Consider the following 23741-nt stretch of genomic DNA (forward strand, 5'->3'; position numbering starts at 1 on the left):
TATGGGCGGTAGCGTGTCTGGAAGGCAAAATACAGAAAAATTTCTGTCTTTTAGAGCGCGTCTAAGACCGTCTCGGTCGCTACGCGGAGCGATAGCATAGATCTTGAAAGTTCAGCATGCTGCCGATTTAATCCGTTTTGACTTTTGCTACCAAAAGCTTTACTTATTTTACCGAAACATTCCGTCATCCATAAGTGATACGGCCTGTAATCGCTTTATTTACCGCTTTTATAGCAGCGAAGCCCTCTAGCCGGACTAAGTCCGTTCTAGGCTCTCGATGCCACCCTAATTCTATTAATAATATTGGAGATACCTGGTGTTTCATAAAACCAAAACATTATTCATTGCAGGCTTATCTGCCTTTATTATACTCACTACGCCAGTAGACGCGGTTACCCCATCACCACAAATGATTGAGCAATTTAAACAGTTGCCTAAATCAGAGCAAGCAAGAATTGCAAAGCAATATGGTATCGATCCATCCGCTTTTGGCGGAACCAGTAGCACGGCGTCAAGAATTGAAAATCCTGAGGTGGTTACTGAACGAGCCGGTGAGTCGGAATCTTTAGCAACAAGAAAATCAGACTCTGAATCTGAATACGATTTTAAACGAGATAGTAAGCGTAATGAGCTAACTAGATTTGGTTATGAAATGTTTGCAGGTGAACCTTCAACGTTTGCTCCGGTGTCAGATGTTCCAGTACCAAGCGAATATATGATAGGCCCTGGCGACGTCATTAATGTTCAATTGTATGGTAAAGAAAATCAGGAATACAGTTTAACAGTGGGTCGCGATGGTAACCTTCAGTTTCCATCTCTTGGGCCTATACCTTTAAGTGGTATGAGTTTTTCAGAAGCCAGAGAGTCAATTAGCGAGCGAATTAAGCAACAAATGATTGGTATTGAATCTAATATCAGCATGGGTGAGCTTCGTTCTATTCGTATTTTTGTCGCGGGTGATGCTTATAAACCGGGCTCTTATACAGTGTCGAGTTTATCAACTATCACGCAAGCGCTATTTGTTGCGGGTGGTATTAATGAAATAGGCAGTTTAAGAAACATTCAAATTAAACGTGGTGGGCGTTTAGTCGGCAAATTTGATTTGTATGATTTGTTATTACGAGGTGATGCATCTGGTGATATTAATCTGCGTTCAGGTGATGTTGTGTTCATTCCAGCCGTTGGTGGGTTAGTAAGTGTAACCAGGAAGTCAGAAGACCTGCAATCTATGAAATATCGCCCAATGAAACTATCTCAGACATTGTTACTATGGCAGCAGGCGTAAAAGCCGGCGCATACCCTAAAGCCACCAGTTTGGAACGCTTTAATAGTAACGGATTGAAAAGTCTTATTAACCTTGATTTAACATCAGCCAAAGATCAAACTTTATTAGCTAAAAATGGCGATTTTATTCGAGTTAAAAATTCATCTAGCCAATTTGAAAACACCATTACGTTAGCTGGTGCAGTCGTTCGTCCTGGTAAATATCAATGGCGAGAAGGAATTACTATCGCCGATGTTTTGCCGAGTGTGTGGGGCGATTTAGCACCGAGTGCCGATTTAAACTACGCCTTAGTTATTCGTGAAGTGAATAAATATGGTGACATCAATGTGCTGCAGTTTTCATTAGGTGCAGCAATTGCAGGTGGTAGCTTAACTGATAATCTAGCTTTGTCGCCACGTGATAAAATTCTGGTTTTTAACTACGACGATGCTACTCAAAACCGTTTTGAGTTAAATAAATTGGTTAAGCAACGAGTTGCAAAAGTTGCTGAGCTTAAAGGTGACTCACTCTTAGGCAACGATTTATTTCAATCTGGTTTTGAATCATTAGACTTTTCAGGCAACAAAAAAGTCTCTAAAACAAACATTGGTGGTGTCATCATTACAGGCACTGAGGCGTCGAAAGAGCAAAGTGCTGTAAAAACTGAAGTGTCACAAATGTTAGCTAACTTATTTGACGATATTGAACTTATTAAAGTCAGCTATGCAATGAGCAGAGGCGAATTACTTTATCCAATCATTAGCAAGCTTTACCAACAGGGTAATAGTCATTCTAATGTTAAAGTTGTTGCTGCAGCGGGTAAGGTTAGACACCCTGGTTTATATCCTTTAAGTGAAAATTCAACTGTGAGTGACTTAATTAAAGCTGCTGGTGGCTTAACTGAAGGCGCATACATTGAAAAAGCTGAACTAACCAGGACACAAATTAATGCTAATGGTTCAGGTATCACGCATTTAAGTGTTGATGTCGCGTCGGCCTTAATGGGCGACCGGTCGGCTGATTTTGCTTTACAAAGTCGCGATGCTTTGACCATTCAAACTATTCCAGACTGGCAAGAAAGTAAAAGCGTTGAGCTTCGTGGCGAAGTTAAATTTCCTGGCGTTTATAATATCGCCCGTGGAGAAACATTAGCCAAATTGTTAGAGCGTGCGGGAGGTTTTACTGAGTATGCCGCGCAAAACGCATCTGTGTTTGTACGCGAATCAGTAAGACAGCAAGAAGAGTTAGAAATCAAAAAGCTTGCCAATCAGTTACGCCGTGATATTGCCAGTCGTGGTATTTCTAAAGATGGTATTCAAGTCAATTATGCTGATGCTCAAATGATGCTAACTGATTTAGAGAATATAAAAGCAGTAGGTCGATTGGTCGTTGATTTAAATGCTATTAGCTTAGGCATTGATGAAGCCGATTTGCAGTTAGAAGATGCCGATGTACTTTATATTCCAGCCATAAAACAAACAATCGCAGTCATGGGCGAAGTTCAACACCCATCAACGCATAGGTTTAAATCTGGTTATACGCTTGAACAATATCTTGCATTATCAGGTGGGCCACGCGAACGTGCAGATGAAGACCGTGTTTATATCATTAAAGCCGATGGCTCAGTGACTTTACCGAGTAACAGCGCTTGGTTTGCCAGTGATACAGAAATGTCACCAGGTGACACTGTAATAATGCCGTTAGACACAGAGTATAAAGATAACTTAACTCTTTGGACTCAAGTTACCGGAATTATCTATAACACCGCCGTAGCAATATCCGCTATTTCTGGCTTGTAATTTTACATCATAAACAACAGAGTAATGATTAGAGACATGCACTAATCATTACTTTCAGTACTCTGTTACAACAGTTATCACTGTTAATTTTATAATCATTTAAAGAGATAATTCATTAATGTCGACAGAAATACATAACTATCCCGACGCAAACTTTTCACCAAACTCATCGCAGAATAATTCAGATGAAATAGATCTTCGAGAGCTATTCTCAGTGATTTGGCAAGGCAAGTGGATAATTATTGCCATTACTTTTGTTTTTGCAGTTGGCTCGGTATTTTTTGCTATTAGTCAGCCAAATATTTATAAGTCAGAAGCATTATTGTCGCCAGCTGATACCCAGCAAGGCGGTGGTGGTTTAGCGGCGCTTGCTGGACAGTTTGGCGGCTTAGCAAGCATGGCAGGGATTAATTTAGCTGGCGGCGGTGGCGTAGACAAAACCCAAATGGCCATCGAGGTAATGAAATCACGTCAATTCGCTAGCTCATTTATTCAAAAGCATAATATTCTTGCTGATTTAATGGCCGCTAAAAAATGGGATATGGCAAATAATGCCATAATCTATGATCAAGAGTTATATAGTGCTGCAGAACAAAAGTGGCTTCGTCAAGTACAAGCACCTTTTCAGTCAGAACCTTCTATGCAAGAAGCGTATAAAGAATTCAGTAAAATCATGACAGTTAATGCAGCAAAAGACACAGGTATGGTGACTGTATCAGTAGAGCATTTGTCCCCAGTGATTGCTCAGCAATGGGTAAGCTGGTTAATCGCTGATATTAATAAAGAAATGAAAACGCGAGAGGTAGCTGAAGCAAATCGTAGTATTGATTTCTTACAGAAACAAATTCAGCAAACCAATGTTGCAGATATCCGCACTATTCTATACAAATTAGTTGAAGAGCAAGCTAAAACAGTGATGTTTGCCGAAGTGCGTGATGAATATGTATTTAAAACGATTGACCCTGCATTAGTACCTGAAGAAAAAGCTAAGCCTAAGCGTGCATTGATTGTTGTGTTAGGCACCATGTTAGGTGGTATGTTGGCTATAATGTTGGTATTAATTAGGTATTTTTCTAGAAAAGGAAGTTAGTACTTCATTACTGTATTTAATAACGACAGTTTGCTAGAACCTAAAGCCTCAAATTCACACAACGACACTCTTCTTAGAAATTAAAAATGTCTCACGTGAGTTTGAAAATTTAATATGAAAAAGTAAAATTTTATTATTTAAGGATATTTGTAATGATGTTTGATATAGCAAATGCCAAAGTTGGCATTATTGGCTTAGGTTATGTAGGTTTACCACTGGCTGTTGAGTTTGGTAAACAGCGTTCTACAATTGGATTTGATATTAATCAAGCGCGCATAGATGAACTCAGTGCTGGTCATGACAGCACATTAGAATGCTCAAGTGCGGAATTGTCGGAAGCAATAGAACTAGTTTATACCACATCACTAGAACTACTAAAAGAATGTAATGTCTTTATTGTCACAGTACCAACACCAATTGACGAGCATAAACAGCCAGATCTTACTCCTTTGATTAAAGCTTCAGAGACTTTAGGTAAAATAATTAAGGAAGGTGATGTAATTATCTATGAATCTACGGTTTATCCTGGTGCAACTGAAGAAGATTGTATACCTGTTGTAGAAGGTGTTTCTGGACTTAAATTTAATCAAGAGTTTTTTGCTGGTTATTCACCAGAGCGTATTAATCCTGGTGATAAAGAACATCGTGTCACCAACATTTTAAAAGTTACTAGTGGTTCGACACCAGAAGTCGCTGAATATGTAGATCAGTTATACAAGACAATTATTGTTGCAGGTACGCACAAAGCGTCTTGTATTAAAGTTGCAGAAGCGGCAAAAGTTATTGAAAACACTCAGCGCGATGTGAATATTGCTCTCATCAATGAACTATCTATTATTTTTAACAAACTTGGTATTGATACTCTAGAGGTGCTCGAAGCGGCTGGAACTAAGTGGAATTTTCTTCCTTTTCGCCCAGGACTTGTCGGTGGACATTGTATTGGCGTAGACCCTTACTATTTGACACACAAGGCACAAAGCGTGGGTTATCACCCTGAAATGATCTTAGCTGGCCGCCGCTTAAACGACGGCATGGGGCAGTATTTGGTTTCTCAACTAGTGAAAAAAATGCTAAAAAAGCGTATCCATGTTGAGGGGGCCAATGTATTGGTTATGGGCTTTACTTTTAAAGAGAATTGCCCTGATTTACGCAATACCAAAGTTATAGATATTATATCAGAGCTAAAAGAATATAATATTAACGTTGATATTATTGACCCTTGGTGTGCTAGTCGCGAAGCAGTGCATGAGTATGGGCTTTCTTTATGTGATGAGCCGAAAGTGAATCATTATGATGCGATTATTATTGCTGTTGCACATAATGAGTTTCGTGCTATGGGGGCTAAGGCAATACGTGCGCTAGGTAAATCTGAACATGTATTATATGACTTAAAATATGTTCTTGATAAACAAGACGTTGATATGCGTTTATAACTTATTAACTTATTAACTTATTTTTGAATTATAAAACCTAACACCTTAAAGAATTAGGAATATCAATGTCTCCTTATAGTGAAATAAAAGTACAATTACAAACCACCCCAAAAGTATGGTTAATAACGGGAGTTGCTGGCTTTATTGGTTCAAATTTGTTAGAAAAATTGCTTGAATTAAATCAAACGGTTGTAGGATTAGATAACTTTTCGACAGGTCATCAACACAACCTTGATGAAGTTCAGTCTTTAGTTACAGTAGAGCAATGGGCACGTTTTCGCTTTATTGAAGGAGATATTCGCGATTATTCTGTTTGTGAAAAAGTCTTGAAAGGCGTTGACTATGTGCTTCATCAAGCCGCACTAGGATCTGTGCCTCGCTCAATTTCTGACCCTATAACTACTAATGCAGTTAATATCACTGGTTTTTTGAACATGCTTCACGCTGCAAAAGAGGAGCAAGTAGAAAGTTTTATTTATGCTGCTTCTAGCTCTACTTATGGGGATCATCCAGCATTACCCAAAATTGAAAAGAATATCGGTAATCCACTCTCTCCTTATGCCGTTACCAAATACGTAAATGAACTTTATGCAGGTGTATACGCTCGTACTTATGGATTTAAAGCGATCGGATTACGTTACTTTAACGTTTTCGGTAAACGTCAAGATCCAAATGGTGCTTACGCTGCAGTTATACCGAAATGGATAGCAGATATGATCATGGATGAAAACGTGTTTATAAATGGTGATGGTGAAACTAGTCGTGATTTTTGTTTTATTGAAAATACGATTCAAATGAATATTCTAGCTGCTACTGCTGCTGATACAGCTAAAGATCAAGTATATAACGTTGCGGTGGGAGATAGAACAACACTAAATACCTTATATGGAAGTATTAGCGAAGCATTAATGGCCAACGGTATTGAATGTAAAAAATTACCGATATACAGAGATTTTAGAGCTGGTGATGTTCGTCATTCACAAGCTGATATATCAAAAGCACAAAATGCTCTAGGGTATCAACCAGAATACAAGATTCTTGAAGGAATATCTAAAGCAATGCCTTGGTACATAGAGTTTTTAGGTTCTAAATAATGAAAATACTTATAACAGGTGGCGCAGGGTTTATCGGCTCTGCTGTCGTTCGTCATATTATTTATAACACTCAGGACTGCATCATCAATGTTGATAAACTGACCTATGCCGGTAATCTTGAGTCATTGGTCAATATTGAGTCAAGTGACCGGTATGTTTTTGAGCAAGTCGATATATGTGATCGTGCTGAATTAGATCGAGTCTTTAAACAATACAGGCCTGATGCCGTAATGCACCTCGCCGCTGAATCTCACGTTGACCGTTCAATCACCGGGCCATCTGACTTTATTCAAACCAACATTGTAGGCACTTATACGTTACTTGAAGCGACTCGAGCATATTGGAACGAATTGTCAGACGAAGCGAAGAAAGCATTCCGCTTTCATCATATTTCTACAGATGAAGTGTACGGTGACTTACCTCACCCTGATGAAGTGAACAGTTCAGATGAGCTAACCCTCTTTACAGAAACGACCTCATATACTCCGAGCAGCCCCTATTCGGCATCAAAAGCATCAAGTGACCATTTAGTCAGAGCCTGGCTACGTACCTATGGTTTACCGATACTTGTAACTAATTGCTCCAATAACTATGGTCCGTACCATTTTCCTGAGAAGTTAATTCCTTTAGTAATTCTAAATGCATTAGAAGGCAAATCACTTCCAATCTACGGCAAAGGTGATCAAATTCGTGACTGGCTATACGTTGAAGATCATGCTCGTGCATTATACAAAGTGGTTACCGAAGGCAAGGTCGGAGAAACCTATAATATAGGTGGCCATAACGAAAAACAAAACCTTGAGGTAGTACAAACTATTTGTAGTATTTTAGATGTTTTAGTGCCTAAAGATAGCCCTTATGCCGAGCAAATTATCTATGTAACCGACCGACCTGGCCACGATCGTCGTTATGCTATTGATGCCAGCAAAATGAGTAATGAACTTAACTGGAACCCTATTGAGACCTTTGAAACGGGTTTACGCAAAACGATTCAATGGTACTTGGATAACCAAACATGGTGCCAACATGTACAGGACGGAAGTTACCAGCGTGAACGGCTAGGTATTACTACCTAATCGATAATTGATTATGTTGTTGAACGATTACAGATAAAAAGTTTATTTTAGGGATTATTTATGAAAGGCATTATTTTAGCTGGGGGCTCTGGTACTCGGCTTTACCCGATAACGATGGGCGTATCAAAACAGCTTTTACCCATTTATGATAAACCCATGATCTATTATCCACTTTCAGTGTTAATGCTAGCCGGTATACGTGAGATATTAATCATTACTACAGCAGAGGACTGCGATTCATTTAAGCGTTTGTTAGGTGATGGCTCACAATTTGGAATTGAGCTTACCTATACCGTACAACCTAGCCCTGATGGATTAGCTCAAGCATTTATTCTTGGTGAACAGTTTATTGGAAACGATGATGTATGCTTAGTGCTTGGGGATAATATTTTTTATGGTCAAAGCTTTACATCAAAATTAAAACACGCTGTCCAAAATGCTAAATGTGGACAAGGTGCTACCGTATTTGGTTATCAAGTAAAAGATCCTGAGCGTTTTGGTGTTGTAGAGTTTGATGTAAATCAAAAAGCGATTTCGATTGAAGAAAAACCTACTAAACCCAAGTCACACTTTGCAGTAACGGGTTTATACTTTTACGACAACTCTGTCGTTGAAATAGCGAAACAGGTTAAGCCTTCAGAACGAGGAGAGCTTGAAATTACCTGTGTTAACGAATTTTATTTACAGCAAAATAAATTGAATGTTGAAATACTTGGACGAGGTTTTGCGTGGTTAGATACAGGTACCCATGAAAGCCTACTTGAAGCAGCTCAGTTTGTTGAGACTATCGAAAAACGTCAAGGTTATAAAATAGCTTGTTTAGAAGAGATTTCATTTAATAATGGCTGGTTAAGTAAGCAACAAATTAATATATTAGCCAAACCATTTTTAAAGAATAGCTATGGCCACTATTTAATGGAACTCATAAAAGAGTAAATTATGATAGCACTCAATAAACCACTTCCCCCAGATTTAGAAAAACTAAACGCGTATTTAGTTCAAGTCAATGATAGTAGCTGGTACACAAATTTCGGCCCATTACATGAGCAATTAACTAAACGCCTTGAAGCATATTTAGGTGTTCAAAACTTACTGCTTGTATCAAACGGGACATTAGCACTTCAAGTTGCATGTAAAGCACTAAATATTAACTCCGCAATTACGACTCCATTTAGCTTTGTAGCAACAACAAGCTCATTGTTATGGCAAGGTATTGATATGGCATTTAGTGATATTGACATGAATAGTTATAATTTATGTCCAATAGCGCTTGATGATGCGCTGCAGCAAAATAATAACTATGATGGCGTAGTTGCAACTCATGTTTATGGTAATCCATGTGATGTTAATGGTATTGCAGATGTGGCAAATAAACACAATAAAAAAGTGATTTACGATGCTGCACATGCCTTCGGTATTAACGTCGGTGAGCAGTCTGTACTGAATTTTGGCGATGCAAGTACGTTAAGCTTTCATGCAACCAAAGTGTTTCACACCGTTGAAGGAGGAGCAATAGTTTTTAAGCATAGAACAGATTTTGATAAAGCAAAGCAACTTATTAATTTTGGAATACAAGCAGATGGTTCATTAGGTGAGCCAGGAATTAATGCTAAACTTAATGAATACCAATGTGCTGTAGGACTAACGCTACTTGATGATATAGACGGTGTAATAAAGCATCGCGCAGCGTTATTTAAAATTTACACCAATGAGCTAAATGGTATTGTAGAATTACCTCAATGGCATGCGCAAGCCAATTTTAATGGTGCTTATATGCCTATTTTCATCGCGTGTGTGCAAAAACAGCAAGATGTAATGCAAGCTCTGGCTAAAAATAATATTCAATGCCGCCGTTATTTTACACCTTCACTTGATTTAGCCTATGACCAACAAAAAAGTTTCGGCTGCGCTAATAGCCAGAAGATAGCTGGCGGGGTAATTTGTTTACCTTTGCATAACTTTATGAGTGTTAATGATGTGATAGCGGTCACTGACGTTATTAAGGAAGTACTATGAGTTTTGCCGTAATGCAGCCTTATTTATTTCCTTATTTGGGCTATTACCAACTGGTTAATGCTGTAGAAAAATTTGTTTTTTACGATGATGTTACCTTTATAAAAGGTGGCTATATAAACCGTAATAATATTTTATCTAATGGTAAAGCTCAGCGTTTTACTATTCCAGTGCCAGGCCTATCATCAAACACACTGATTAATGAACTCAATTTCGATTCGAATATTAAAAAAGTGCTTAAAACAATCGAACAGAGTTATAAGAAAACACCTTATTTTGAGCATGTTTTTCCACTTATTGTATCTGTATTGAGCGATGAGAATAGGCGTATAGATCATATTTGTGCAAAAAGCATTTCAGTAGTATTTGAGTATCTAGGTATTAATAAAGACTTTTATTTTTCAAGTGAACTTGAGTATAACCGTGATTTGTCTGCAGCTGATAAGTTGATAGCAATGGCTGATGTTTTAAAATCAAATGAATATATAAATAGCCCAGGCGGAAAATCACTTTACGATAAAAAATATTTTGCTGAAAATAAAATTCGTTTATCGTTTATTGAAATTGAAAAGTACGAGTACTTACAGAATACAAACGAATTCATTCCTCATTTATCTATGATTGATGTACTTATGTATAACAGTAAAGCTGATGTTATCGATATGCTGTCTAAATATAAGTTGGTCTAATAAATGGCTATAGGTGGCTACAACCAACTTTCACTGACAAGTTTGAACACTCAGTTAGATGTTAAAGCATATCGGTTTCAATCAGCACGTTCTGCTTTATATGCATACTTAGATACCGTAAAAATTAAAACGCTGTATGTGCCAAATTATATTTGCGACAGTATTTTTCCAGCCCTTGAATCATTAAATATCAATGTTATATTTTATTCTATTAATGAGCTGTTGCTGCCTGCTAATATCTCTGAATGTATAAGTACGCATGAGAGTAAAATATTAGTCGTGAACTATTTTGGCTTGCTTTCAGAGCAGATTAAAATATTAACCACAACAAAACCCGAATTTTTTATTGTTGATAATTCACAAGCTTTATTTTGTGAACACATAGAGGGCACTACAAGTATTTATTCACCACGTAAATTTTTAGGTATACCAGATGGTGGTTTACTACGAACGTCAATCAATATTGATATGCCTGATGATTGTTATGATGCAAGTAAAAATTGTGGTCACTTACTGCTGCGCGCAGCAGGCTATGTGCAAGCAGGATATAGCCAGTTTTTAGAGGCAGAGCAAGCGCTTGAATGTTTTATACCAAAAAAAATGTCAGTAATATCTGCATTCTTGATCAACTGTGCTGACATTAATCTAATTAAAGAAAAAAGACAGCGTAACTATAAGATTTTATATAACAAATTTAAATCACTAAACCAATTACAACTCCCGATTAATCATCAAGTACCGCTGTGTTATCCATTAAAAATTAGCCATGGCGTTGAAAGTGTTTACAAACAGCTTATTGATAATGCTATTTATTTACCTCGTTACTGGCAAAGTGAATTCAGTGGTGAGGTTGGGGTAGATATGTTTCAAAATACCTTGTTTTTACCCATTGATGAAAGATTAGAAGAAGATGATGTGCAAGCATTATCCGATATTATAGAGCAGAGGATAGAAAATGAATATTCAAGGTAAAGTAGTCACTTTGCGAGCAATAGAAATGGAAGATTTAGCGTTATTACATCAATGGGCTAATGAACCAGAAATTTGGGAAGGTCTCGGAGGGTGGCATTTTCCTTACTCTAGCACTAGTACTGAAAATTGGATAAAAAATATAAATAATAATGATCCAAAAAACCAAAACTTTGCTATTGAGACACCTGAACACGGTTTGATTGGTACAATAAACTTAGTCAACATAGATTGGAAAAATCGCAACGCCTTTAGTGGTGTTAGCCTTGGGAATAAAGATACTCGCGGAAAAGGTTATGCCTTAGATGCAGTCATGACGATTATGCGCTATGCATTCGACGAGCTAGGCTTAGTACGTTTAGATGGCGATATGATAGCAACAAATAAAGTATCAATAAACTTTTTTCAAAAAAGATGCGGCTGGGAAATCGAAGGTATCAAAAAAAGCTGGTTCTTTAGAAAAGGAGCCTTTCATGACAAAGTAGTTGTAGGTATTACAGCTGATCGTTATAAAGAGTTCTTGATAGAAAATGATTATTGGAGATAGTTAAAGATGCTGAAAAGTGTAGTGGTTGGGGCTGGTACAATGGGGCTAGGTATTTGTTACCTGTTAAGTAAAAACAAAGGATATGTTACGGTAATTGTTAAGGATTTAGCCAAAGAGACTGACAAGCGTGCCTTTTTAGAGCGTCTAGCAAAAAAAGATGAAAAGCGTAATAATCTGACCGATGGCGATACTGCGACAGACTTGATGGACCGGATTACTTTCTCTGATCATTATAAAAGTGTAAACGAAGCACAGTTTGTTATTGAGGCAGTATCTGAGAATATCGATGTCAAATTAGATATCATCAAAAATATAGCAATTTACAGTAAAGATACGACGATAGTCGCTACAAATACTTCAAGTTTGTCTATAACTGAATTGGCCAGTTCTTACCTATACCCTGAACAAATTGTCGGGATGCACTTTTTTAACCCTGCAACAATTATGCAGTTGGTTGAAGTTATTAAAGGTTTTAATACATCACAAAGCGCAGTAGATTTCGTTTTAAATCTCGCAAAAGACTTAGGGAAATCACCAATCGTGGTTGATGAGTATCCTGGTTTCGTCGTAAATCGTTTACTTATGCCTATGATTAATGAGGCTGTGAATTTACTAGATTGTGGTGTCGCGACATTAAAAGGTATTGATACCGCAATGAGGCAAGGAGCTAACCATCCAATAGGGCCGTTGGAGCTTGCTGATTTAATAGGTATTGATGTGGTCTATGCAATTTTAGATACTTTGTACGCAGAAACTGGTGAGCATAGATATAAACCATCATATACGCTAAAAAAAATGTGTTTAGCTAATAAGCTAGGCAGAAAAAGTAGCCAAGGTTTTTATACTTATTAAGTGAACTTTTTTATGTTGGTAAAGTTTGATAGTTTATGTCGCTGAAAAAAAATATAATTGCAAACTATGTTAGTCAACTTTATGTTACCGGAGTTGGTATATTAATACTTCCTCTTTATGTAAAGTACATGGGGGCTGAAGCATATGGTTTAGTCGGTTTTTTTGCTATGTTACAAGCCTGGTTTGCATTACTTGATCTTGGTCTAACGCCTACTATCAGTAGAGAGACTGCCCGTTATTGTGGTGCCAGCATGAGTGCGCTTGATTATCGGCAGTTATTCCGTGCTCTAAGTGGTATATTTATTACAATAGCATTGCTTGGCGGAATTATACTGTGGTTTTTAGCAGCTTCAATAGCAGTTAAATGGTTAAAAGTTGATACTATTCCAATTGATGAGGTTATATTTTCAGTCCAAATTATGGCTGTAAGTGTCGCTTTAAGGTGGATGACTGGTTTATACCGTGGTGTTATTACTGGGTGTGAGTTATTGGTGTGGCTTAGTGTCGTAAATACGATTATTGCCACGTTACGTTTTATCGGCGTATTTATTTCAATGTGGATATACGGTTTTACGCCGACCGTTTTTTTTGTACATCAACTCATTGTAGCCATTTTAGAGTTACTAATTCTTTATGCAAAAGCGACACTTACCCTACCCAGCAAAAAAAATTACCGCAAGCCATAGGTTTTTCATTTTCACCAATCAAACCTGTTTTAAAATTCTCATTAGCAATCGCTTTTACATCCGCGGTGTGGGTATTGGTTACACAAACAGATAAGTTAATACTATCTGGTATTTTGCCCCTTGCAGAATATGGGTATTTTACCATGGCGGTACTTGTAGCTGGCGGTGTAATGATTATAAGCGGTCCAATTAGTAGCTCTATAATGCCAAGAATGGCACGCCTTCATGCTGAGGGTAAACACCAAGAACTCTTGATCGTTTATAGAAACGCTACACAACTAGTGAGCGTAATATGTGGTTCTGCAGCGATTGTAATCGCTTTTTTTGCTGAGTCTTTGTTATATGTGTGGACAGGTGATCGTGAACTAGCCCGAAACACTTCATTGACACTTACTTTATATGTTATTGGCAATGGATTTTTAGCTGTGTCTGCATTTCCATATTATTTACAGTATGCTAAGGGTAACTTACGTTATCACTTAATTGGTAATGCTGTAATGGCTGTTGTATTAATCCCGAGTATTATCGTTGCCGCTACTTATTATGGTGCGGTTGGAGCTGGGTATGCATGGCTAGCCGTTAACGTGCTTTATTTAGTGAGCTGGGCGGGTTACGTACATCATAAGTTAGAGCCAGGCTTGCATTATAAGTGGATGTTATCAGACATCATTAAAGTAGTCGCAGCACCTGCGATGACTGTATATTTCTCAAAATATCTAATTAATACGTATTATATATCAACCTCGAGGTTTTCAGAGTTCGTGTTAATTATTATTGTTTCTTTAATTACTCTTATGCTTGCAGTGCTAAGTTCTTGTTATTTTAGAACTGGGTTATTTAGACTTATTTCATCAAAGTATAAAATGTCTTATTAGAAGCTATAGATTATCATGTTTTTATTAGTAACTTATATCTAATTGTGTTCTGGGAATAAATTTTGATTAATCATGAAGTGTTATCCGTAAGACCCAAGGTCTCTGTTTGTGTTGTTACATACAATCATAGTAAATATTTGGCTAAATGTTTACAAAGTATCATTGATCAAAAAACTAGTTTTAAATTTGAAATTATTGTCGGGGAAGATTGCTCAACCGATGACACTAAGGAAATCCTTGCTGATTTTTATTCTAGATATCCTCACGTGATAGTGCCGATTTACCACTCAATCAACGTCGGAGGTTCTGAGAATTACTTAGCAGTGCATAAGCAAGCAGTAGGGGACTATATTTGCCATGTTGATGGTGATGATTATTGCTTACCTGGAAAGTTAGAGTCGCAGGCTTCATATTTAGATAGTAACCATGACGTTAATTTAGTTTGGCATAGGATGGGTATTCTAAGCGCAACAACAGGTAAAATAAAATATGATAATTTAAATAAATCGATCTGTTCAAAAAAGTATACTCAAAGCGAACTGATGAAATATATTACTATTGGTTTACACAGTTCTGTAATGTATCGTTCCGAGTGTAGACTAAATCATTCTCCTTCTTTTCCTGTATTAGATTATTTAGCAAATGTAGAAATTATTCGTGATGGATATGCTTCATTTTGTAATGATGAAGTTTATGGCGTTTACCGAGCAGGTATTGGGATCGCTAGTGAAGGAGGTACGACGAAAAGAATTATGGGGCAAACAATTGAGTATCTATATGAGAAATACCCAAGATATAAAAGAGAGCTTTCCTGTGCATCATTACTAATTTTACTATTATTGTTGAAAAGTAAAAAATACCGAGATCTATTTTTTATGCTTCAAATAAATTATAAATTACTACATGTTAGCTCCTTTTATGAGCTATTAAAAAACAAAGAATTTATTTTAAAATTGAAACTTCCAAGTGATTCTAATTGAAAAGTGTTAAGTTTAGGTAATAACGGCTTGAGTTTTTATTTCTAATTAAATTCACTTCTGTATATAGGGTTTTATCTAGCCACTCTTTATTGTAAAAATAATATATCAAAGGATGAAATCTGCAATGCTTGTAGTTCAATACTACAAATGTAAGCATTAACAGAATACTTGCTTGTATTTTTTTAAGCTTTAGCTATTAATAATAGTTTAATTTCAAGACCAGTGGCTTTTATTATAAATCATTTTAATTTATTTGAAATGCCATTTTAATACATGAGTTATTTATTATTAAAGTGGTAAATGAAATTACCAAATTTTATTTTTGCTGAACTAATTACATCAAACCTGATTTGTGGGGTTTAGGGCTGTTGATCTTTGTTTGAACTTTGTGCTAAGAAGGTAATCTCGTATAATTCACTTCGCCAAAAACAAATACAACGGGATTTCCATGCCCCGATTAATGCTCACTGATGAGATGTGGTCTAAGCTAAAAGCTATTCTGCTTGATGATAGAGTTTATAACAAGTAAGAGCATCGATTTACGATGGAAGGGATCCTTTAACGATTGCGTGTCAGTTGCCCTTGGCGAGATTTACCTGAATTTTGGCTTATGGAATACCAGTTATCGTCGCTTTTTACTGTGGTCAAGAAAAGATATTTTACTCAGACTGTTCAAAACATTATCGACTAATAGTGATACTGAATGGGAATTTATTGATGGAATTTATGTAAAAGCCCATCAACACAGTTCAGGTGCATCATCCGATGAAAAGCAAGCAATTGGGCTAAGTCGTGGTGGTAATACAAGCAAAATCCATCTCGCTGTAGATAGCTATGGTTTACCGATAGAATTCATTGTTACTGGTGGAGAAGTTCATGATAGCAAAGCAGCTAATGCCCTTATTGAGCTATTGCCACAAAGTCATTTCATTATTGCAGACAAAGGCTATGACAGTGAAGCTATTAGAGATAAAGTGCGTGAATGTGGTTCAATGCCAGTGATCCCTAGAAGACAAAATTCGAAGCAAGGAAATGGCGATATAGATTGGTGTTTATACAAATATCGGCATTTAGTTGAAAATGCTTTTGCTCTGCTCAAGCATTTTAGAGCTATAGCGACCCGCTATGATAAATTGAAAATTAATTTTGAAAGCCTGCTGTCTCTAGCTGCTCTATAATTTTGTTGCCAATGTGAAAGATCAACTGCCTCTAGTTAGTTAAAGTTCATTAATTTAGTGTTAAACGTGAGTAAAGTATGACTTCTGAAAATAATGATAATGTTCAATTTGGTTTCTTTTTATACTCATTAATCTTTTTTGTTTTTTTATTCTACTTACTTAATACAGGATTAGATTTAAGTTCTAAAAAGGTTCCTTTAGCTATTTTCTCTATGTTATTGGGTGCGGCTTCTTATTTTTTTTGTTGTGAGGTCTCTTTTAAAGTAAAATTTCATATTTATTTGTGTGCATTTATAATTTTGTTCTTAGGTTTTTATTCTGCGGTTATAGAAATTTTTTTTGATTATTCTGATGGTAGTTTTGTATTCTTTAAGATCGCTATTAATGCAGTGGCTTCTTTGTTTTTTTCTTATTTTTTCTCTAAATTTCTTATTAAATTTAATTTTAACGTGTATCATGTTTTTAAAATGTTTTTTTATATAGCTACATTAAATGCAATGATTGTTATTTTTTCATTTCTTATTCCTGATTTCAGAGTTTTTTTGGAGTCATATTTATATCAAAATATAAATTCTAATATAGACTATGAAAGTGTGGACTGGCGATTACGAGGCTTGGCCGCAGCTGGTGGTGCTAGCACCTCAGTTTTTATGGCATTCTGTATGGTACTTGGTTTGATTGCTAGTCGGGCAAAGTATATTATCCCCACTAAAGCACTTTGTTTTTCATTAATAATATTAGTATCTCAAATGTTTATAGCTAGAACTGGACTTATGTTAGGTATGTTTTTTATTTTTTTTTGGTTCGCTATAGAGTTTTTTAAGTTCAAACCTAAGTTTGTCATTTTTAGTTTTTTATTGTTAATGATTTTATTTGGTTGTTTTTATTATTTTGAAAATGAAATTCAACGTATTCTTCCTTTTGCTTTCGAGGTTTTTTATAATTTGATGTCAGGTGATGGTGCAAGTAGCGAGTCAACAAAAGAACTTATGAGTATGTTGACATTTCCTGACCGTGTTCAATATTTAACATTAGGCTTCGGTTGCTTCGAAGGTTGCTTACTTTATCGGAGTGACTCTGGTTATTTAAAAACATTAGCTGCTATTGGTCTTCCTCTAACAATGCTTGTTTATTTATTTTTGTTCTTTGTTCTTTATTCATGGTTACCTAAAAGGATACCTTATGGTTCATATTTTTGGAAAGTAATGATATTATTCATTTTTATTATTGAAATAAAGGAGCCTTTTTTATATCAAAATTATTTATCAAGGGCTCTTATTTTTTTGGTTGTTTATTTGTTTGTAATAGACATAAAGGGTCGTAATGATGAAAGTTTATCATATAATAACTAGTTTAGATGTTGGAGGAGCTGAAACAGCTCTTAAACGACTAGTTATTGATACAAAAGATGATTATGATATTAAGATTTTCTCATTAACTACATCTGGGAAAATTGCTGGTGAGTTAATAAAGGAGGGGGTGGATGTTTATTCTTTAAATATTAAGACACTTCGAAATGTAATAAAAAGTATCAATCTGTTAAAAAATATATTTATTATGGATAAGCCTGATGTTATTCACTCTTGGCTTTATCATGCAGACCTTATTGGAGGGATAGCATCTAAGTTAGCTGGGGTAAAAAACGTTATTTGGGGGGTCCGTACTACACATTTAAAGAAAGGTTCTTTTTCTACAGTTGTCATTCGCCAACTTCTTTCTTTTCTCTCTTATTTCATTCCTTCTAAAATAGTATGTGTTGCAGAAGCTGCTCGTGATTTTCATGTGAAAATTGGGTATTCCAGAAAAAAAATGATAGTCATTGGAAATGGTTTCTCATGTGATCCTCAAAAATTATCCGAATTAGAGGTATTTCGTGAAAGAGAGCGTTTAGGTATTACTGTTTCTGATATTGTAATCGGGTCTGTAGGGCGTTTCAGTCAAGATAAAGCTCAAGATTTATTTGTGCAAGCAGCTTTGTTAGTTGCTCCTAATAATCCTGATGTAAAGTTCTTAATGGTAGGGAGAGAGATAGATATCAATAATTCACTCTTAATGAACCCTATTAAAAAAAGTGGATTTTCTAGCAAGTTTATTTTAGTAGGTGAGCAATCAGATATTTCTAGATGGTTTTGTTTATTCGATATTTTTTGCCTGCATTCCAGAACTGAAGGTTTCCCTAATGTATTAGGGGAAGCAATGAGTCACGGTTTATGCTGTGCATCGACAAAAGCCGGTGATGCTGAATTTATTCTAAGTAACACAGGAGTCTTATCTGAACATATTACTTCAGAAAGTATTGCTTTTTCCATAAATCAACTACTTATTTTATCAAGTGCACAACGTATTGCGTTAGGTCGTTTAGCTAAGAAAAGAGCAAATGATTATTTTAGTATTCAAAAAACAACATCCCAGTATAATAAATTATACAAAAAAATGATGGTAGGTAATTAGATATGTGTGGTTTCGCTGGCTTTTTATATAAGCAAAGTTTACCTGAGAATGTTAACTCAATTCTAGATGAAATGGGGATGTCAATATTATCTCGCGGGCCTGATAGCTCAGGGGTTTGGAGTTGCAATGAAGATATGATAGGCCTTTCACATCGTCGTTTAGCCATTGTGGATTTATCTCCTGCTGGACACCAACCCATGGTTTCACATTCCGGACGCTATGTAATCGCCTTTAATGGAGAAATTTATAATCATCTTGATATTAGAATAGAAATTGAGAAAGAGAAACCCGTTCAATGGTTTGGTCATTCAGATACTGAAACGTTATTAACAGGTATTGAGCTTTGGGGCTTAGAAACTACATTAAAAAAATCTATAGGTATGTTTGCCATATCGCTTTGGGATAAACATGAAAAAGCACTATATCTTGCTCGTGATCGATTTGGCGAAAAGCCTCTTTATTATTCAACTTTAGATAATATGTTTATTTTCGGATCAGAACTTAAAAGTTTGAGAGCTCATCCTGATTTTAAAACTGAAATATCAAGGGGCGCGCTCGCATTATTAATGCGCCATAATTATATACCTGCGCCTTATTCCATATATGAAGGTGTTTCTAAGTTGATGCCTGGTACCTTCTTAAAGAAAATAGGTCATGCACTCGAAATTAAAGAATATTGGAATATTCGCGATTCGTTTGTTGAAGAAGGTAACAGTTTCGAATCAAATACTGTCGCGATTGATTCATTAGAAACAACGTTAAAGCTAGCTATTAGTAGACAAATGATGGCTGATGTTCCGCTAGGTGCTTTTCTCTCCGGAGGCATAGACTCTTCATTGATCGTTGCTTTGATGCAATCTTTGTCCGATAGACCTGTTAAAACTTTTTCTATAGGTTTTACTGAAGAGGCTTTTAATGAGGCCGAACATGCTAAACGTGTTGCTAAGCATCTTGGTACCGAACATACTGAACTTTATGTCAGCGATCAAGATGCGCTCAATGTAGTAAAACAATTAGCGGATATATATGATGAGCCGTTTTCTGACTCATCGCAGATCCCAACTTTTTTAGTTTCTAAAATGGCTAGAAAGCATGTCACAGTTTCTCTTTCTGGTGACGCTGGTGATGAACTATTCTGTGGTTATAATCGTTATCTTATGACTGCTAAGCTTTGGAGTAAGTTGAGTCTAATACCATTGTTTATGCGTAATTTTTTGTCGAAAGGACTATTGTTAGTCACTCCTGATAACTGGAATAAATTTAATTTATTACTTCCAAGTGGTTGGAGAATGGCTAATTTTGGCGATAAACTCCATAAAGCTGCTGGTGTTATTACTTGTAGTAGTGTAGACGAGTTATATAAAAGTTTAGTCTCTCATTGGCAAAACCCTGAAGACATGGTGCTTAAATCACAAGAGCCTTTAACAGCAATAACCGATCCTGCCAGAAAGCCACATTTGTCGAATCCTATTAGCGAGATGATGGCATTAGATACAATTTCTTATATGACCGATGATATTCTTGTTAAAGTTGATAGAGCAGCCATGGCAAACTCCCTTGAAACTCGAGTTCCTTTTTTGGACCATACCGTTTTTGAACATGCTTGGAAAATGCCTTTTGAAACAAAATTAAATAATGGTGTTACTAAGGATTGTTTGAGAAAAATTCTTTACAAATATGTTCCCAAAGAATTAATCGAACGGCCTAAGGTTGGTTTTGGTGTACCTTTGGATAGCTGGCTAAGAGGCCCCTTAAAAGATTGGGCTGATAATTTACTCGATAAAGATAGATTAATAAATGAAGGTTTTTTTGATGCTGATCTTGTGGTTAATAAATGGGATGAGCACAAATCAGGTAAACGTAACTGGCAATATTTGCTTTGGGATGTACTCATGTTTCAGGTTTGGTACGAGAAACATCACAAATGAAAAAAAAGCTATTGTTCATCGTAAACGTCGATTGGTTTTTTTTATCTCATCGTCTTCCTATTGCTCTTGCTGCTAAGCAGCAGGGTTATGAAGTTCATGTAGCTTGTCAAATGACTAAGAAAGGTGAAGCATTGCATCATCATGGTTTTGTACTTCATGAATTGCCTATTGTGCGAAATGGGACATCTCTTCTTCAGGAATATAAAACGTTTTCGTCTATAAGGAAGCTAGTTAGAAAAATTAATCCTAGCCTAATGCATGCTATTACAATAAAACCTGTTTTATATGGTGGATTAGCCACAAGGTTCTCAACAATCCCGCTAGTGGCATCAATATCTGGGTTAGGTTATATTTTTATATCTGAGGGAGTAAAGGCTACTATTACTAGAACGTTAGTTGCTTTCCTTTATCGTTTGGCATTAAAACGTATAAATATTCGAGTTATTTTCCAAAACCCTACCGATAAACAGCTATTTGAGTCCGATAACATCATAGATGCAGAACAGGCTTTAATTATTAGAGGTTCAGGTGTTGAGCTTGATAAGTATCAAGTTATTGAAGAGCCTAAAGGTGCTCCTGTGGTTATGCTTTTGGCACGTTTACTTATAGATAAAGGCGTTTTGGAGTTTATTGAGGCTGCTCGTTTATTAAAAGAACAAGATGTAGTTTGTCGTATGGTGCTAGTAGGTAATCTCGACGAAAATCCCAAGTCAATTACTAAGCATCAGCTTGCGGCATGGGTTGATTCCGGATTGGTTGAATATTGGGGATTTAGTAGTAACGTTAATGATTCTTATGCAAAATCCAATATTGTTGTACTTCCTAGCTATCGTGAGGGATTACCCAAGTCATTAATTGAGGCCGGTGCAGCAGGTCGGGCAGTAATTACTACTGATGTTCCTGGTTGTCGTGACGCTATAACTCCAAATGTTACAGGGATTTTAGTTGATGTTAAGGATGCCGTATCACTTGCTACTGAGATACGACGGCTTTGTAAGGATAATCAGATGCGTTCAGCTATGGGAAAAGAAGGTCGTTTGCTAGCAGAATCGGAATTTGATATCAAAACTGTTATCAGTAAGCACTTAGATTTATATCGAGAACTGACAGAGGGTGTGTCGAATGTCAGATAATATTTTAATAACAGGTGCTACCGGTTTTGTCGGCACAACTGTAAGCTTAGCTTTGAATGAACTGGGCTACACTATAACGGAAATTGGTCGTCGTTTTTCTGGACTGAACCATAAGTTTTTCCCTGTTGAATTTGATGATGAAACTGAAGCTCTAAATGCTCTGGTTGGAATAGATATTGTCGTACATATGGCCGCTAGGGCACATGTTATGAAAGACTCTACGATTAATCCTCTTCAATCTTACAGGCTCGTTAATACTTATGGTACTCTCAAACTTGCAAGACAAGCAGCTTCCTTCGGAGTTAAACGTTTCATTTTTATCAGCAGTATTAAAGTTAATGGTGAATCCACTTCATTAGACAAATCCTTTACAGCTGATGATGTCCATCATCCTCAAGATGCATATGGTATTTCAAAGTCTGAAGCTGAGACCCAATTGTTAGCCCTAGGGCAACAAACCGGGATGGAGATTGTAATTATTCGACCTCCTCTAGTATATGGTCCTGGAGTAAAAGCTAATTTTGCCTCCTTACTCAATTTGGCTTCAAAAGGGTTACCTTTACCTTTTGCCTGCTTTAACCAAAATAAACGCAGCATGGTGTCAGTTGATAATCTGGTTAATTTGATTATTACTTGCATTGAGCATCCTAATGCTGCAAATCAAGTGTTTTTAGTCTCTGACGATGAAGATTTATCTACAGCAGACTTAATCAGCCGGTTATCGAAAGCTTGCGGTAAGTCAGGCTTTATGTTGCCTATTCCTGTTAGTGTATTTTCTATTTGTGCTAAAATTCTGAGGAAAAAAGATTTTATAGATCGTTTGTCGGGTTCTTTGACCGTTGATATATCAAAAACTAAGACACTACTAAGTTGGAGTCCGCCTCTATCCGTTGATGAAGGCTTTAAAAAGACTGCAGATGCTTTTTTATTGAGTAAAAAAAATGATTAAACTATTAGATTTTTTCGCCGCTTTTTTTGGCCTGTTGTTGCTTTGGCCAGTTTTGTTAATTGTTACCATTGTTGGTTTATTTGATACTGGCTCGCCTATTTTCATACAAGTCAGAGTAGGTAAAAATAAAAAAGCCTTCAAACTCATTAAATTCCGTACGATGTCACGCGATACTCAATCTGTAGCGAGTCATTTAGCGAGTAATGCAGCGATAACTAAATTCGGTAGTTTTCTACGTAAGACAAAAATTGATGAACTCCCTCAATTGATTAACGTACTTAAAGGTGAAATGAGCTTAGTGGGTCCTCGCCCTAACTTGTTTAACCAAGAGGATCTGATTAACGAGCGTGATGCTCTCGGTGTGTACAATGTACTGCCGGGTGTGACAGGGTTGGCCCAAGTGAAGAATATCGATATGTCCACCCCACAACTTCTGGCCGAAACAGATAGACAAATGATTGATGGATTAACTATTTCGAAATATTTTAAATATATTCTGATGACCGTTACTGGTAGTGGTTCCGGTGATGCAGTGAAGTAAAAGTTATAGTGTAAGTATTAAATTTTATTTTTTGTGTTTATTCTTTACTGGCTCGTATATGTAAACTAGTCACACTTCATGTAGTTTAAGCGTAATTTTTGTTTCCAATGGCTATTTGCTTTAACTATACAAAATTCAATTGATGTACCTATTTTTTAGGTTATAGTAGTTTTGATGAAAAATAATTTTATTCT

The 23741-nt window shown here is 36.4% G+C and carries 19 protein-coding genes and 2 pseudogenes; all 21 read left to right on the plus strand.

All coding sequences use genetic code 11. The features are described from left to right. The first annotated feature begins 316 nt into the window (after positions 1 to 316). The 21 genes and pseudogenes from L0B17_RS07250 (at position 317) to L0B17_RS07350 (ending at position 23547) form a co-directional block, all read left to right on the plus strand. Positions 317 to 3063 (plus strand): annotated as a pseudogene (locus L0B17_RS07250) (SLBB domain-containing protein). 118 nt (positions 3064 to 3181) lie between these two features. Then, the gene (locus tag L0B17_RS07255; RefSeq protein ID WP_235088820.1) at positions 3182 to 4153 is read left to right on the plus strand and encodes a Wzz/FepE/Etk N-terminal domain-containing protein; all 972 of its coding nucleotides are present in this window, start codon (positions 3182 to 3184) and stop codon (positions 4151 to 4153) included. Positions 4154 to 4305: 152 nt separating this feature from the next. After that, entirely contained in the window at positions 4306 to 5586 is a 1281-nt protein-coding gene (tviB, locus tag L0B17_RS07260) for a Vi polysaccharide biosynthesis UDP-N-acetylglucosamine C-6 dehydrogenase TviB (protein ID WP_272491888.1), read from the plus strand. Positions 5587 to 5651: 65 nt separating this feature from the next. Then, a complete protein-coding gene (locus tag L0B17_RS07265; RefSeq protein WP_235088828.1) occupies positions 5652 to 6680 on the plus strand; it encodes an NAD-dependent epimerase/dehydratase family protein in 1029 nt (342 codons plus the stop codon). Next, a complete protein-coding gene (rfbB, locus tag L0B17_RS07270) occupies positions 6680 to 7756 on the plus strand; it encodes a dTDP-glucose 4,6-dehydratase (protein ID WP_235088830.1) in 1077 nt (358 codons plus the stop codon). Before L0B17_RS07265 ends, rfbB begins: the two co-directional genes overlap by 1 nt. A 60-nt stretch (positions 7757 to 7816) precedes the next feature. After that, on the plus strand, positions 7817 to 8692 hold the full coding sequence (rfbA, locus tag L0B17_RS07275) for a glucose-1-phosphate thymidylyltransferase RfbA (RefSeq protein ID WP_235088834.1): 876 nt from the start codon (positions 7817 to 7819) through the stop codon (positions 8690 to 8692). 3 nt (positions 8693 to 8695) lie between these two features. Further along, positions 8696 to 9772 carry a DegT/DnrJ/EryC1/StrS family aminotransferase gene (locus L0B17_RS07280; RefSeq protein WP_235088835.1) on the plus strand — a complete coding sequence of 359 codons (1077 nt, stop codon included), beginning with the start codon at positions 8696 to 8698 and terminating at the stop codon, positions 9770 to 9772. Beyond that, positions 9769 to 10458, plus strand: coding sequence for a WbqC family protein (locus L0B17_RS07285; protein WP_235088836.1), 690 nt, complete (start codon positions 9769 to 9771; stop codon positions 10456 to 10458). The genes L0B17_RS07280 and L0B17_RS07285 overlap by 4 nt, the downstream gene beginning before the upstream one ends. A 3-nt stretch (positions 10459 to 10461) precedes the next feature. Beyond that, on the plus strand, positions 10462 to 11430 hold the full coding sequence (locus L0B17_RS07290) for a hypothetical protein (protein ID WP_235088837.1): 969 nt from the start codon (positions 10462 to 10464) through the stop codon (positions 11428 to 11430). Further along, entirely contained in the window at positions 11414 to 11974 is a 561-nt protein-coding gene (locus L0B17_RS07295; protein WP_235088840.1) for a GNAT family N-acetyltransferase, read from the plus strand. Before L0B17_RS07290 ends, L0B17_RS07295 begins: the two co-directional genes overlap by 17 nt. A gap of 6 nt (positions 11975 to 11980) precedes the next feature. Beyond that, a complete protein-coding gene (locus L0B17_RS07300; protein ID WP_235088848.1) occupies positions 11981 to 12826 on the plus strand; it encodes a 3-hydroxyacyl-CoA dehydrogenase family protein in 846 nt (281 codons plus the stop codon). Between the two features lie 35 nt (positions 12827 to 12861). Continuing rightward, on the plus strand, positions 12862 to 13512 hold the full coding sequence (locus L0B17_RS07305) for an oligosaccharide flippase family protein (protein WP_235088856.1): 651 nt from the start codon (positions 12862 to 12864) through the stop codon (positions 13510 to 13512). Positions 13513 to 13559: 47 nt separating this feature from the next. After that, on the plus strand, positions 13560 to 14387 hold the full coding sequence (locus L0B17_RS07310; RefSeq protein ID WP_235089676.1) for a lipopolysaccharide biosynthesis protein: 828 nt from the start codon (positions 13560 to 13562) through the stop codon (positions 14385 to 14387). A 62-nt stretch (positions 14388 to 14449) separates the two neighbouring features. Further along, positions 14450 to 15367 (plus strand): glycosyltransferase family 2 protein, encoded by a 918-nt coding sequence (locus tag L0B17_RS07315; RefSeq protein WP_235088858.1) that lies wholly within the window; start codon positions 14450 to 14452, stop codon positions 15365 to 15367. A 448-nt stretch (positions 15368 to 15815) separates the two neighbouring features. Continuing rightward, a pseudogene (locus tag L0B17_RS07320) lies at positions 15816 to 16545 on the plus strand (IS5 family transposase). Between the two features lie 77 nt (positions 16546 to 16622). Next, positions 16623 to 17897, plus strand: coding sequence for a hypothetical protein (locus L0B17_RS07325; RefSeq protein WP_235088860.1), 1275 nt, complete (start codon positions 16623 to 16625; stop codon positions 17895 to 17897). After that, on the plus strand, positions 17869 to 18996 hold the full coding sequence (locus L0B17_RS07330) for a glycosyltransferase (protein WP_235088861.1): 1128 nt from the start codon (positions 17869 to 17871) through the stop codon (positions 18994 to 18996). The genes L0B17_RS07325 and L0B17_RS07330 overlap by 29 nt, the downstream gene beginning before the upstream one ends. Before the next feature lie 2 nt (positions 18997 to 18998). After that, on the plus strand, positions 18999 to 20924 hold the full coding sequence (gene asnB / locus L0B17_RS07335; RefSeq protein WP_235088868.1) for an asparagine synthase (glutamine-hydrolyzing): 1926 nt from the start codon (positions 18999 to 19001) through the stop codon (positions 20922 to 20924). Further along, on the plus strand, positions 20921 to 22057 hold the full coding sequence (locus L0B17_RS07340; RefSeq protein WP_235088869.1) for a glycosyltransferase family 4 protein: 1137 nt from the start codon (positions 20921 to 20923) through the stop codon (positions 22055 to 22057). Before asnB ends, L0B17_RS07340 begins: the two co-directional genes overlap by 4 nt. Continuing rightward, positions 22047 to 23006 carry a UDP-glucose 4-epimerase family protein gene (locus tag L0B17_RS07345; protein WP_235088872.1) on the plus strand — a complete coding sequence of 320 codons (960 nt, stop codon included), beginning with the start codon at positions 22047 to 22049 and terminating at the stop codon, positions 23004 to 23006. The genes L0B17_RS07340 and L0B17_RS07345 overlap by 11 nt, the downstream gene beginning before the upstream one ends. After that, entirely contained in the window at positions 22999 to 23547 is a 549-nt protein-coding gene (locus L0B17_RS07350) for a sugar transferase (RefSeq protein ID WP_235088874.1), read from the plus strand. Before L0B17_RS07345 ends, L0B17_RS07350 begins: the two co-directional genes overlap by 8 nt. The last annotated feature ends 194 nt before the right edge of the window (positions 23548 to 23741 follow it).

This window comes from Shewanella sp. OMA3-2 (assembly GCF_021513195.1).
Taxonomy (GTDB): Bacteria; Pseudomonadota; Gammaproteobacteria; order Enterobacterales; family Shewanellaceae; genus Shewanella.